Annotated in this window: 13 protein-coding genes; 7 read left to right on the forward strand and 6 right to left on the reverse strand. The window is 73.6% G+C overall.

Annotation, left to right across the window (positions count from 1 at the left end):
• Window positions 1–45: 45 nt before the first annotated feature.
• Window positions 46–1,638 (reverse strand): protein kinase domain-containing protein, encoded by a 1,593-nt coding sequence (locus CLV30_RS22035; RefSeq protein ID WP_129710957.1) that lies wholly within the window; start codon window positions 1,636–1,638, stop codon window positions 46–48.
• Between the two features lie 212 nt (window positions 1,639–1,850).
• Here CLV30_RS22035 and CLV30_RS22040 point away from each other — a divergent pair, with 212 nt between their 5' ends.
• Window positions 1,851–2,600, forward strand: a complete 750-nt coding sequence (locus CLV30_RS22040) for a helix-turn-helix transcriptional regulator (RefSeq protein ID WP_165358562.1) — start codon at window positions 1,851–1,853, stop codon at window positions 2,598–2,600.
• 90 nt (window positions 2,601–2,690) lie between these two features.
• Here CLV30_RS22040 and CLV30_RS22045 read toward each other — a convergent pair whose 3' ends face one another.
• The 4 genes from CLV30_RS22045 to CLV30_RS22060 form a co-directional block, all read right to left on the reverse strand.
• Window positions 2,691–3,791 carry an NAD-dependent epimerase/dehydratase family protein gene (locus CLV30_RS22045; RefSeq protein ID WP_106539413.1) on the reverse strand — a complete coding sequence of 367 codons (1,101 nt, stop codon included), beginning with the start codon at window positions 3,789–3,791 and terminating at the stop codon, window positions 2,691–2,693.
• 65 nt (window positions 3,792–3,856) lie between these two features.
• Window positions 3,857–5,134: a hypothetical protein gene (locus CLV30_RS22050; RefSeq protein WP_129710956.1), complete on the reverse strand. Its 1,278-nt coding sequence runs from the start codon at window positions 5,132–5,134 to the stop codon at window positions 3,857–3,859.
• Entirely contained in the window at window positions 5,131–6,411 is a 1,281-nt protein-coding gene (locus CLV30_RS22055; RefSeq protein WP_106539399.1) for a sensor histidine kinase, read from the reverse strand. Before CLV30_RS22055 ends, CLV30_RS22050 begins: the two co-directional genes overlap by 4 nt.
• Window positions 6,408–7,106, reverse strand: coding sequence for a response regulator transcription factor (locus CLV30_RS22060; protein WP_106539400.1), 699 nt, complete (start codon window positions 7,104–7,106; stop codon window positions 6,408–6,410). The genes CLV30_RS22055 and CLV30_RS22060 overlap by 4 nt, the downstream gene beginning before the upstream one ends.
• 113 nt (window positions 7,107–7,219) lie before the next feature.
• On the opposite strand from CLV30_RS22060, the gene CLV30_RS22065 reads away from it, so the two are divergent.
• The 6 genes from CLV30_RS22065 to CLV30_RS22085 are packed head-to-tail and all read left to right on the forward strand — an operon-like array spanning window position 7,220 to window position 11,483.
• Complete coding sequence (locus tag CLV30_RS22065) at window positions 7,220–7,852, forward strand: TIGR04282 family arsenosugar biosynthesis glycosyltransferase (protein WP_106539401.1); 633 nt, start codon at window positions 7,220–7,222, stop codon at window positions 7,850–7,852.
• Window positions 7,849–9,006: a molybdopterin-dependent oxidoreductase gene (locus CLV30_RS22070; RefSeq protein WP_106539414.1), complete on the forward strand. Its 1,158-nt coding sequence runs from the start codon at window positions 7,849–7,851 to the stop codon at window positions 9,004–9,006. The genes CLV30_RS22065 and CLV30_RS22070 overlap by 4 nt, the downstream gene beginning before the upstream one ends.
• Window positions 9,003–9,455 (forward strand): hypothetical protein, encoded by a 453-nt coding sequence (locus CLV30_RS27085; RefSeq protein ID WP_165358561.1) that lies wholly within the window; start codon window positions 9,003–9,005, stop codon window positions 9,453–9,455. The genes CLV30_RS22070 and CLV30_RS27085 overlap by 4 nt, the downstream gene beginning before the upstream one ends.
• A complete protein-coding gene (locus CLV30_RS22075) occupies window positions 9,452–10,042 on the forward strand; it encodes a class I SAM-dependent methyltransferase (RefSeq protein WP_165358560.1) in 591 nt (196 codons plus the stop codon). Before CLV30_RS27085 ends, CLV30_RS22075 begins: the two co-directional genes overlap by 4 nt.
• On the forward strand, window positions 10,039–10,713 hold the full coding sequence (locus CLV30_RS22080; protein WP_106539403.1) for a glycosyltransferase family 2 protein: 675 nt from the start codon (window positions 10,039–10,041) through the stop codon (window positions 10,711–10,713). The genes CLV30_RS22075 and CLV30_RS22080 overlap by 4 nt, the downstream gene beginning before the upstream one ends.
• Window positions 10,710–11,483 (forward strand): S-methyl-5'-thioadenosine phosphorylase, encoded by a 774-nt coding sequence (locus CLV30_RS22085; RefSeq protein ID WP_205740719.1) that lies wholly within the window; start codon window positions 10,710–10,712, stop codon window positions 11,481–11,483. Before CLV30_RS22080 ends, CLV30_RS22085 begins: the two co-directional genes overlap by 4 nt.
• Before the next feature lie 90 nt (window positions 11,484–11,573).
• Here CLV30_RS22085 and CLV30_RS22090 read toward each other — a convergent pair.
• The coding region (locus CLV30_RS22090) for an HNH endonuclease signature motif containing protein (RefSeq protein ID WP_211300102.1) at window positions 11,574–12,258 on the reverse strand (685 nt) is incomplete at its 5' end.

A 12,258-nucleotide genomic window follows, 5' to 3' on the forward strand; every position in this document is an offset into this window, starting at 1 on the left:
AACGGTGTGTGACGCGCGACACGTACCCAGGTGAACTCGGATTGATCACCAGCTCAGGAACGACACCGACGACGACGGTGAGCCCTCCGCCGGCCACCACACCGCGCCGTACGACTCCCACGACAGTGCGGTGAGGCAGACCAGCAGGGCGAGCGCACCGATCGAGATCCACGCCGCCCGCGGCGCGTGATCCAGCGGCTCCGCGAGGATGCGCAGACCGCGCCGGACACGGACGGCGCCGGGCCCACGCCAGATCAGGGCCAGGCCCACGAGCGCCCCGCACACGTACGGCGCGCGCAGCCCGGCGCCGTCCCACAGCGAGACCACACCGCCTGTGACCAGTGCACACCCCATCGCGAACGCGGCCTGCCCCGCCGCCGGCACCATCGCCCACAGCAGCTCCCACGGCGAGGTCAGCGCGACGACCCAGCGGTCGTGGCGACGGGCACCACGGACCTGCCGGCGTTCGAACAGCCGGCGCTCGATCCGCCAGCTCAGCCGCCCCGCCAGCACCGCCGCCCCGCCGACGACGGCACCGGCGTACGGGGCCCAGCTCAGCAGCAGCACCAGCAGCACGGCGCCGAGCACCAGCACGATGCTCGACTCGTGTCCGCGGAACGGCGCATGATCGATCCACCGGCGCCGCTCCGCCGGAGCGGGAGCGGCCAGCACTCCACCCGGCGGCGTCGGTCGCGGCTCGAGCTGCGATCCGGCGACCCGCCGCGGGACGGCCACGGTCTCGTCGTCGCGCGCGTACCTGGCGCCCGGGTCGGTGTCTGCTCCGGTGGCGGCGGCCGCGCCGACGGAGTCGAACGTCACCGTCTCCGCGACGTCCGCCGCCGCGAGTTCCTTCAGTGCGGCCGACACCTGGCCGACGCCGGGACGGTGCGACGGCTCGGTCCGCAGCGCGGCGGCGAGCAACCGCGCGAGCCCCGGCTCGATGCCGCTCAGGTCGTGCTCGCCGCGGCGGATGCGATCGAACACGGCGATGTCGGGGCCCTGCCCGTACGGCGGGCGCCCGGTGGCGGCGAACACCATCGTCGCCGCCCAGCCGTGCACGTCCGTCGGGGCGCCCGGACCGTGCCCCAGCACCGTCTCGGGTGCCAGGTATCCGGGCGTGCCGGAGATGAAGCCGGTCGCGGTGAGCCGGGTGTCCTCAGCGGCGTGCGCGATGCCGAAGTCGATGAGGACCGGCCCGTCGTCGGCCATGAGCACGTTGGCGGGCTTGACGTCACGGTGCACGACCCCGGCGGAGTGCACGCTACGCAGCGCGTCCAGTAGGCCCGCGCCGAGACGGAGCAGCGCGTCGCCGCGCATCGGCCCGTGCTCGCCGACGAGCCGGGTGAGCGAGGCGCCGTCGACGTAGCGGGTGACGATGTACGGCGGGTCGCGGTCGACGTCGGCGTCGACGACCTCGGCGACGCGATCGCCGCGGACGCGGCGCAACGTGGCGACCTCACGCTCGAACCGGCGGCGGCCGTCCGCTCCGGCGACGAGCCACGGGCGCAGGGTCTTGACCGAGACCTGGCGGCCGTCCGGTGCGTGGGCAAGGTACACCACGCCCATGCCGCCCTCCCCGATCTGCTCGGAGACACGATATGGCCCGATCTTGGCCACTTCGGACGGACTTGTGTTCACACCATGACGGTAGCGTAGACACCCGCGTCACCACCGTGATCGTCGGTGTTCCGAGCATTCGGCTGGGGCCGCGGCGCGAAGTCTGCTATTGCTACTGTCTGTTGACGATCATGGCTCGTATGCGCCGCGGGCACGGAAGGTGGAAGGACGACGCGATGGGGAGCCAGGCCACGGCTCGACAGCACCTTGCCCACGGGCAGAAGGTGCCGCGGATGCGCCAGCCCGCGAGCCGGCTCGTACCGGATCCCGTCGACCGCTCGGGCAACCGGCCCGACCGGCTGGACGCTCTCACCCGCGAACTGCGCTCCGCCGGATCCCGGGGTCGGACGTCGGCCTGGCTCGCCGAGCGGCTCGGCGTCTCCACCCGCACCGTCAAACGCGATGTCACCGCCCTGCAGCGCGCGGGCGTGCCCATCCTCGCGTCGAGCGGTCCGCAGGGCGGATACGTCCTCGACGACTCCGCCCCGGCCTCGTCGGTCAGCCTGACGGCCGAAGAGGTGCTGGCCATCGTCGTGGGGTTGCAGGCCACACCGGACCAGCCGTTCGCCGGTTCCGCGCACGACGCGGTGAGCAAGCTCCTGCGCGCGCTGCCGGACGAGCTGCGCACCACGGTCGCCGACGGCGCCGGGCGGATCTGGATCCGGCCCGGCGAGTCCGGCCACGCCGCCGATCACGAGGTCCGCGCCGTCCTCACCCGGGCGGCACGCGAGCACCGGGTGGTCCTGCTGGACTACGAGCCCACCGACGAGCCGGCCACGCCCGGCCGGCAGGTCGAGCCGCTGGGCTTCGCGCAGTCCCGGGGCCGCTGGTTCGCGCTGGCCTGGTGCCGCGACACCGACTCCGGCCGCTGGTTCGGCCTCGACGACATCACCGCCGCACAGGCGACCCACGAGACGTTCGACCCGCGCGACGTCCGCGACGTGTTCCGCACCACCACCCTCGACGCCCCGCCTCGAGATTGACCACGTTCACCATGGAATTCCATGCGTCACCACCCCTGCAGGCCTGGTGACGCGTGTACAGGCCTGGTGATGGCCGCCTTCCCGTAGCGGTCACGCACGCAGCGGCGCACGCGCGAAAGCGTCCGTCCCGGCGGTGAAGTCGACGCCGGCCTCGAAGCCCAGCACCCGCGCCGCGCGCTCCGCGGAAGCGACCACGTGACGGACGTCGCCGAGGCGGTACTCCCCGGTCACTCGCGGAGCCAGCGGCGACCGGGGGCCGTCCGCGGCGTCCGGCCCATCCACGACGTCCGCCGAATCCGCGCCGTCCGTGCCGGTGACGGCGAACGCCGCGGACAGTGCGGAGGCCATGTCCAGCACACTGTGCGGCCGGCCGCTGGCGACGTTCAGCGCACCCGACCAGCTCGACTCCAGCGCCAGCACGTTGGCGCGCGCGACGTCGTGGACGTGCACGAAGTCACGCATCTGGCCACCGTCCTCGAACACGCGCGGCGGACTCCCCGACTCCAGAGCGCTGCGGAACAGCGAGGCCACTCCCGCGTACGGGGTGTCGCGGGGCATCCGCGGCCCGTACACGTTGTGATAGCGCAGCGCACAGACCGACGCACCGGACTCGCGCCCGTACACCGCGGCCAGCTGCTCGGTGTGCACCTTGGTGGCGGCGTACACGTTGCGCGGGTCCAGCGGCGCGTCCTCGTCGATCGGCGCCCACCGCAACGCGGTACCGCACTGCGGGCACGGCGGCTCGAACCGGCCGCGTTCGAGGTCCGACGCCGCGCGCGGGCCCGGCCTGGTGCTGCCGTGCCGGGCGCAGGTGTAGCGGCCCTCCCCGTAGACCACCATCGACGACGCCACCACCAGCCGTCCGGCGAACCGGCGCCGCCACAGCGCCCGCAGCAGTGTCGCCGTCCCCACGTCGTTGTCGGTCACGTAGTCCGTGAGGTCGTCCAGGTCGACGCCGAGCCCGACCCGTGCCGCCTGGTGGCAGACCGCGTCGACGCCGTCGACCGCAGCGGCGACCGCGTCGGCGTCGGTCAGGTCCGCGACCCGCAGGTCGACCGACGGCGGCAACGCCGGCGGCTCTCGATGGGCCACCATCGAGTCCAGCACGACCACCTCCGCGCCGCGGCGGACCAGCAGGTCGACGACGTGCCCGCCGATGAATCCCGCTCCTCCGGTCACCAGGACCCGCATCCCGTGCTCCTCCGTGTCGATTCCGCTGGGTTCCGTGCCGCCGAACTCGTCCGCGCGCCCCGCGGCTACCAGGGTGAGCGCAACGCCGCCTGCAGGACGACGGCCGTCGCGCCCTGCGCCGCCAGCCACCAGCGGGCGCGCGGCGCCGACGACGCCACGGCTCCCGCCGCGATCAGCACCAGCGGCATGAACGGCTGCCAGATCCGTTCGGTCTCCGCCGACGACAGGCCGGACAGGTCGGCCAGCAGGACGACACCGAGCCCGGAACCGGGGACCAGCCACGCGCGCCGCTCGCGCAGCACCGCCAGCCCGGCCGCCGTCGCCGGCCCGATCGCCGCGGCGAAGACCGCCAGGTTCGCCACGGCGAAGTACGTGTACGGCCGGTCCGCGCCCACGCCCGCGTAGTACTGCTCGCGTGTCGCCGCCAAGCCGTCCAGCCACCAGAAGTCCCAGGCCAGCGGGGCCAGCACGACCGCCGCCCCGGCACCCGCCGAGGCGAGCAGCACGCGCCACGCGCGGCGCCACCCGGCCGCCACCGCGATCGGCACGGCCAGCAGCGCGACACCGTACGACAGCAGCAGTGCCACCCCGAACAACACGCCGCCGGCGACGGCCACCAGCACGGCCCGCCGGCCGCTGCGCCCCGTCGCGAACACCACGAGCGCCACTCCCGACAGTGCCACCCCGCCGAAGACGACGTCGGCGTTCGTGTGCCACACCGCGGCCGGCGCGAGCACGACGAACGGCGCCGCGGAGCGCGCGAACCGGTCGCCCGCCACCTCCCGGACGATGACGACGGCGGCGACCGCCCCGGCCGCGACGCCGGCCATCGCGAGCACCGTCTGCACGCCGATGCCGGACAGGCCGAGTTCGCCGAGGCTCCAGAGCACCAGGACCAGTCCCGGCGGGTGCGCCTGCAGATGCACCGGGACCGAGTCCTGGTTCGCGACGTAGCCGCGCAGGAACTCCGCCGGGCCGCCGGCGTCGTCGACCAGGTGCACGTGCCGGCCGTAGGCGTACTGGATGTCGCCGAACCCGGTGTCGCCGGGGTCCACGACGGCCAGCGCCAGACTCCACACCACGGCCGCGAGCGCGACGAGTACCAGCAGCCGCGTGGGGCGCACGGTGCGGGCCAGCCGGGGCAGCAGCGCCACCGCCATCAGCCCGGCGGCCACCGGCACGAGCAACCGCCAACTGGCCAGCAGCTCCCACCGGCCGTAGAACGGCACGGCCCCGACCTTCAGGTCGGCGTCGGCGTCCTCGACCACCTCCAGCCCCCACAGCCGCGCCACGATCAGCAGCGCCGGCCACAGCACCAACGCGACGGCGACCCGTCTTCTCATCGGCTGGGCAGCCGGATCGTGAAGCAGCATCCACCGCCGGTGTTGGCGACGTCGACCGAGCCGGCGTGCGCCTCGACGAGCCCGCGGGCGATGGCCAGCCCGAGCCCGCCGCCGGCCGCATCGCGACCGCGCGCCGCATCACCGCGGAACGCGACGTCGAACACCCTCGTCAGGTCCGGTTCGGGGATGCCGCCGCACTGGTCCACGACGTCCAGGACGGCGCCGTCGTCGTCCGCGCGCGAGCGCACCGTCACCCGTCCACCCTGCGGCGTGTGCCGGATCGCGTTGTCCAGCAGGTTGTTCAGGGCACGGGTGAACTCCCGCGCCGAGACCTCCACGGCGGGAAGCCGGCCCAGCTTCTCGACGAGTTCGACGCCCTTGACGGACGCGTGCGAGCCGGCGCCGGCCAGGGCGTCGGCGACCACGTCGTTCAGCCCTGCCATCTCGCGGTCGAGGCGAAGCGTCCCGCTGTTGATCCGCGACAACTCGAACAGGTCGTCGACCAGGGCGGTCAGCCGCTCCGCGTCGTCACGGATCTGGCGCTGGTATCGGTTCACGGTGGCGGCGTCGTCGGCGATGTCGTCGTCCAGCGCCTCCGCCATCGCGCGGATGGTCGCCAGCGGGCTGCGCAGGTCGTGCGACACCCAGGCGATCAGCTCGCGCCGGGACGACTCCAGCGCCCGCTCCCGCCGGCGCGACTCGTCCAGGTCGGCGGAGACCTGGGCGAGCTCGCGGGCCAAAGTGGCCAGCTCGCCCGGCCCGGTGACCGGCGCCCGCGGTCCGTCCGCCACGGCGTCGTCGGCCGGGGCACCCGCGTCCGCAGCCGCGTCCGTGTCGGCGCCGGGCCCGCCGGCAGCGCCACGCTCGTCCACCAGGGTGCGTGCCAACTCCCCGACCTGCCGCGTCCCGGCGCCGACGTCGTCACCCAGTTGCAGGGCGGCCCCGACGGCAACCGCCGCGGCCACCGAGACCACGACGAACAGCGCGACCAGATCGTGCCTGGAGATGAACATGGCCTGCGCCGCCGTGACGATCCCGCTGACCGTGACCAGCAGCGACGACAAGGCGACGACCAGCGCCTGGGTCCGCACGGCACGGCCGCGGAAGCCGCGCAGCACCATCGCCCCGGCGAGCACGGCCGCGCCGGAGGCGAGCGCGGTCACCGACACCAGGACGACGGTGTCGCCGGTGGGCAGCCCGGCGGAGGCGGCGATGACACCGGCGACGAGCAGCCCGGCGGCCAGCACCGCCACGGTGGAGATCTGGCGGGGCCTCATGGCTGGAACCGGTAACCGACACCGCGGACGGTGACCAGGTGCTGTGGGCTCGACGGGTCCGGTTCGACCTTCTCGCGCAGCCGCCGGATGTGCACCGTGACGGTGGAGGTGTCACCGAAGCTCCACCCCCACACCGCCTCGAGCAGTTCCTCACGCCGGTACGCCCGACCCGGATTCGTCATGAAGTGCACGAGCAGATCGAACTCCTTGCTGGTGAGCGCCACGTAGGCGCCGTCTCGGTGTACCTGGTGCGAAACCACGTCCACCTCGACACCGGCGCCGGCCAGCGTCCGCGCGGCGGACGTCTCGACGCCGCCGGCCGCCGCGCGCCGCAGTACGGCCCTGACCCGGGCGGACAGCTCCCGTGGCGAGAACGGCTTGGTGACGTAGTCGTCCGCGCCGAGCTCGAGCCCGGCGATGCGGTCGTTCTCCTCGCCCAGGGCGGTGAGCATGACCACCGGGATCGGCGCGACCTTGCGCAGCCGGCGGCAGACCTCCAGCCCGTCCATTCCGGGCAGCATCAGGTCCAGCACCACGATGTCGGGCAGGGTGTCCAGCGCACGGGTCAGCCCGGTCGTGCCGTCGGCGGCGAAGTCGACGTCGAAACCGTCCCTACGCAGGTACCGGCCGACGACGTCGGACAGCGCCGGATCGTCGTCGACCACCAGCACACGCTGGCCGGATGCGGAAGTCATGGCACCAGCCTGCCACCGCCGTGCCCGCGTCACGGCCTCTCGCCGGCCCAGGTCAGCAGTATTAAGGGCCATTTAAGGTCCGCCCGGACCCGGAGTGCCTACGGTCGACAGACATGAACGGTTCCCACGTACTCGTCGTGGCCAAAGCTCCCGAGCCGGGCCGGTCGAAGACCCGGCTCTGCCCGCCCTGCACACCCGCGGATGCCGCACGGATCGCCGAGGCCTCCCTGGCCGACACCCTGGAAGCCGTCGCCGGATGCGGCGCCGAGCGCCGGATACTCGCGCTCGACGGGCCACCGGGCCCGTGGCTGCCGCCGGGCTTCGAGGTCGTACCCCAGGTGAGCGGGCCGTTCGGACAGCGCCTTGCGGCGGCGTGGGAGCACGCCGGCGGACCCGGGTTCCAGATCGGCATGGACACCCCTCAGCTCACGCCCGGCCTGCTGGACGACGTCCTCGCGCAGGTCACCGAGGACGACGCGCTGCTCGGTCCGGCCGACGACGGCGGCTGGTGGGGTCTGGGGCTTCGCCGGTGGCGGCCCGGGGTGTTCGACGGCGTCGCCATGAGCACCGCGCACACCGGATTCGACCAGTACACCCGGCTGACCGAGCTGGGACTGACGGTGCGGATGCTGCCGACGGTCCGCGACCTGGACACGGCGCCGGACGCCGAGGGGATCGCCATGCTCGCCCCGGCGAGCCGGACGGCGCACGCGGTGCGATCTGCCCTGTGGAGCACACCCGCATGAACCTCGAGGACCAGCGCGACCGCGCGCTGCGCCGCCCGGTTCACGACGATCGCACCGCGGCCGTCCTGGGAATCTCACTGGCGGTGTGCTTCGGTGTCTGCTTCCTCACCGGGCTGTACTCGCACTTCCTGCAGCAACCGCCGAGCTGGCTGGATTGGCCGGCGCGGCCGGCGTGGCTGTACCGCGTCACCCAGGGCCTGCACGTCGCGACCGGGTTCGCCACCGTCCCGTTGCTGCTCGCGAAGCTGTGGTCGGTGTATCCGCGGCTGTTCCGCCGGCCGCCGGTGGTCGACGTGGCACACGCGATCGAGCGGCTGATGCTCGTGCCGCTGGTGTTCGGCTCGGTGTTCCTGCTGTTCACCGGGGTGGGGAACGTGGCGCGCTGGTATCCGTGGGGGTTCTACTTCCCCGCGGCGCACTATGCGGCCGCGTGGATCACCGTCGGCGCGCTGATCGTGCATGTCGGCGCCAAGGCGCGGGTGGCGCGGGCGGCACTCGCCAGGCCCCCGCGGTCGCCGGCACTGGTCTCCGTCGACCCACCCGCCGGTGCGCTGGGCCGGCGCGGATTCCTCGGCGCGGTGGCCACCGCCGCCGGCGTCGTGACGCTGACCACCGCCGGGCAGACCGTCACCCCGCTGCGCCCGCTGACGCTGTTCGCGCAGCGCCGCCCGGACATCGGCTCGCAGGGGGTTCCGGTCAACAAGAGCGCGGTCCAGGCCGGCGTCACCGACGCCGCGACGGCACCCGGCTTCCGGTTGCGCGTCCGCGGCGACGTGCACCGCGAACTGGAGCTGACGGCCGGTGAGCTCGACGCGATGGCGCACGACGAGGTCGAGCTGCCCATCGCCTGCGTGGAGGGATGGAGCGTCTCGGCCAGGTGGCGCGGCGTCCCGGTCCGGACCCTGCTCGACGCCGCGGGCGTCGACCCGGAGCGCGAGATCGACGTGACGGTGGAGTCGCTGCAGGGCGGCGGGCGCTTCCGCGCATCGGAGCTGAACCACCACCAGGCCCGCGACCGCGACACCCTCCTGGCGGTGGCCGTGAACGGGCAGCGCCTCAACCTCGACCACGGCTACCCGTGCCGCCTGATCGGGCCGAACCGGCCCGGCGTCCTGCAGACCAAATGGGTGACCGAACTGGTGGTGCGGACATGACCGATGCGCGCACCGTGCAGGCGCACGCCGGCCCGGCGCCACGCGGCCGGCTGTTCTGGACGTTGCTGGTCGTCGGCGCGACGGTGACCGGCTACGGCGTGTACGTCGCATGGAGCGACCGGGCCGACACCAATCCGGCCGACGCGATCATCTGGCTGACCGGCGCCGGCATCGTGCACGACCTCGTCGTGGCGCCGCTCATCGTCCTGCTCACGTGGGCCAGCGGGCGGCTCCCCGACGCCGCCCGGCTGCCGATCCGGCTCGGGCTGGCGTTCTCGGCGCTGATCACGGTGCTGTTCTGGCCGGTGGTCCAGGGCTGGGGACGCTCGGCGTCCGTGCCGAGCGCACTGCCCCTGGACTACGGCCGCAACCTCGTCGTCGTACTCGCGGTCGTCTGGGCTGCTGTCGGCGCGGCGGTCGTGGTGCGCACACGGAAGGAGATGCGGTGACGGTCCTGTTGCGACGCCGCGGGGGCGATGCCCGTGTGCTCGCCGTCGACACGTGGAGCGCCCCGGCCACCGCCGCCGAGCGGGAGCTGCTGAACTCGCTGGACGGACCGGTCCTCGACCTCGGTTGCGGTCCGGGGCGCCTCGTGGTGGCGCTGGCCGAGTCGGGCGTGCCCGCGCTCGGCATCGACGCGTCCCGGCACGCCGTCGGGCACGCCCACGAGCGCGGCGCGCCGGCACTGCGGCACTCGGTGTTCGACCGGCTGCCCGCGGAGGGCCGGTGGCACAGCGTGCTGCTGTTCGACGGCAACGTCGGCATCGGCGGCGAACCGGCGAGGCTGCTCGCCCGGGTCCGTGAGCTGCTCTCGGAGAGCGGAAGGGCACTCGTGGAGACCGAACCCCCCGGCGTGGGGACGGTCGTGGGCGAGGCCCGGCTGGAACACGACGGCCTGCCGAGCGGCTGGTTCCCGTGGGCATGGGTGTCGGCCGACGATCTGGCTCCGCTGGCGGGCGCGGCCGGGCTGCGGCTGACCGGATGGCACGTCACCGAGGGGCGCTGGTTCGCCCGGCTGGCCAGGGAGGAGTCATGATCGACGTGGTTCTGCCGGTCCTCGACGAGGCCGCCGCGATCCCGTGGGTGCTGTCCCGGATGCCTCCGGGCTACCGCGCCATCGTGGTGGACAACGGCTCGGCGGACGGGTCGGCGGAAGTGGCGGCCGCCGCCGGTGCCGTCGTCGTGCACGAGCAGCGCCGCGGCTTCGGGGCCGCCTGCTTCACCGGTCTGCGCACGGCCACGGCGGAGACGGTGTGCTTCATGGACTGCGACGGTTCACTGGACCCGCGCGACCTGCCCACCGTCGCCGACCCGGTCGCGGACGCCACCGCGGACCTGGTCCTCGGTACGCGCCGGGCCACCGGCGACGCCCTCGCCGTGCACGTACGGCTCGCCAACCGGTACCTGGCGTGGGCGGTAGGACGGCGCAGCGGCGCCCGGCTGAGTGACATCGGCCCGATGCGCGCCGGCCGGCGGGCCGCGTTGCTTGACCTCGGGCTGACGGACCGGCGATCCGGGTGGCCACTGGAAATGGTGCTGCGGGCGGCGGCCGCCGGCTGGCGGATCGGCGAGCGGCCGGTGCCGTACTACCCGCGGACCGGACGGAGCAAGGTGACCGGGACTCTCCGCGGCACCGTCCAGGCGGTCCTCGACATGCGGCGCCAGCTGGTACAGGTGGAACAGACGGTGTGGAAAGGGAACGCGTGAACGACACGACCATGCACGCCACGATCGGAGTCTTCGGAGGATCGGGGCTGTACACGTTCCTCCCCGACACGGAGTCGGTGACCCTGGACACGCCCTGGGGATCGCCCTCGGCGCCGGTGACGATCGGCTCCGTCGGCGGGACCCGGGTGGCGTTCCTCCCCCGGCACGGTCCCGGTCACGAACTGCCGCCGCACCGGGTGAACTATCGCGCGAACGTCGACGCGATGCGCCGGCTCGGCGTGCACACGGTGCTCGCGCCGTTCGCCGCGGGTTCGCTGCAGCCGGACATCCGTCCCGGTGAGTTCGTGGTCGTCGACCAACTGGTCGACCGGACGTCCGGGCGGGCCGACACGTTCCACGACCGCTTCGACGACGGGCCGCAGCACGTCTCGCTGGCCGACCCGTACGACGCCGGCGCCCGAGCCGCGTTGCTGCACGCCGGCCGCGAGACCGGCGTGACCATGCACGACGGCGGAACCGTCGTGGTGGTCAACGGGCCGCGGTTCGCCACCCGCGCGGAGTCGGCGTGGCATCGCAGCGCCGGCTGGCACGTGGTCAACATGACGCAGTACCCGGAGGCGGCACTCGCCCGCGAGGCCGGCATCGCGTTCGGCGGCGTCGCGCTGGTCACCGACTTCGACGCGGGTCTCGAGGACGACCCCGCGGTGGAGCCGGTGACGCAGGAGCAGGTGTTCGACGTGTTCCGGACGAACATCGCGCGCGTCCGCGACCTGCTGATGGCCGCTATTCCCCGCGTCACCGGTTCCTGAGAGCGCCACTCGTTCCCGACGACGCCCGGCAGCCGGAGGGCCCGGGTGACCTGCCCGCCTGCCCGGCCATCCCTGACGGCACCGCCTCGATCATGCTGCGTGTCGACCGTCCCGGCTGTGGCTCGGGCCGGCGCGGGGTTGGGTGGTGAGGTGGACGAGTCGGGTGACGAGGTGCCGTGTCGATTCGGCCCGGGCAGCGAAGACGGGCTGTCCGGCTGGGTTGGTGAACACGAATCTGCCGGGTCCGATGGTGTGGATGTGCCAGCCGCCTTCGTGGACGGTGGTGTGGTGGTGCCTGCACAGCAGCACCATTTCGTCGATGTCGGTCGAGCCACCGTTCGACCAGAAGGTCACGTGGTGTGCTTGGGTCCAGGCGGCGGGGCCGTCGCAGCCGGGGAAGCGGCAGGTGTCGCCGTCGCGGATGCGTAGCGCTTTGCGTTGTGCCGGGGTTGCGGTGCGGCGGGTGCGGCCGACGTCGAGGGGCTGTGAGTCGGGTCCGGTGATGATGCGGGTGATGTTCGCGTCGCAGGCGAGCCGGCGCACGGCCTCGCCGCGGAGGATGGTGCCGTCGGGGAGTTCGCCGTGTCCGCCGGTGCGTGCCTGCAGGGTGTCGAGGTCGCAGGTGACGTTCAGGTGTGGCGCTTCGCCGCCGGTGGTGGGCAGGTCGCCGGTGTCGAGCCGGCGCCGGGCGAGCTCGACGAGCGCGTCGGCGCGTCGTTGCGCGGACGTGCGCATGTCGCGGCCACCACCGCGGCCAGCATCCTCACGACCAGCA

The organism is Haloactinopolyspora alba, from assembly GCF_003014555.1.
GTDB classification, from domain to species: domain Bacteria; phylum Actinomycetota; class Actinomycetes; order Jiangellales; family Jiangellaceae; genus Haloactinopolyspora; species Haloactinopolyspora alba.

What these genes read in the sequence shown, in the direction of transcription:
- CLV30_RS22050 (WP_129710956.1), bottom strand. Translation starts at nt 5,134, where the DNA reads ATGAGAAGACGGGTCGCCGTCGCGTTGGTGCTGTGGCCGGCGCTGCTG.
- CLV30_RS22055 (WP_106539399.1), bottom strand. Translation starts at nt 6,411, where the DNA reads ATGAGGCCCCGCCAGATCTCCACCGTGGCGGTGCTGGCCGCCGGGCTG.
- CLV30_RS22040 (WP_165358562.1), top strand. Translation starts at nt 1,851, where the DNA reads ATGCGCCAGCCCGCGAGCCGGCTCGTACCGGATCCCGTCGACCGCTCG.
- CLV30_RS22080 (WP_106539403.1), top strand. Translation starts at nt 10,039, where the DNA reads ATGATCGACGTGGTTCTGCCGGTCCTCGACGAGGCCGCCGCGATCCCG.
- CLV30_RS27085 (WP_165358561.1), top strand. Translation starts at nt 9,003, where the DNA reads ATGACCGATGCGCGCACCGTGCAGGCGCACGCCGGCCCGGCGCCACGC.
- CLV30_RS22045 (WP_106539413.1), bottom strand. Translation starts at nt 3,791, where the DNA reads ATGCGGGTCCTGGTGACCGGAGGAGCGGGATTCATCGGCGGGCACGTC.
- CLV30_RS22065 (WP_106539401.1), top strand. Translation starts at nt 7,220, where the DNA reads ATGAACGGTTCCCACGTACTCGTCGTGGCCAAAGCTCCCGAGCCGGGC.
- CLV30_RS22060 (WP_106539400.1), bottom strand. Translation starts at nt 7,106, where the DNA reads ATGACTTCCGCATCCGGCCAGCGTGTGCTGGTGGTCGACGACGATCCG.
- CLV30_RS22070 (WP_106539414.1), top strand. Translation starts at nt 7,849, where the DNA reads ATGAACCTCGAGGACCAGCGCGACCGCGCGCTGCGCCGCCCGGTTCAC.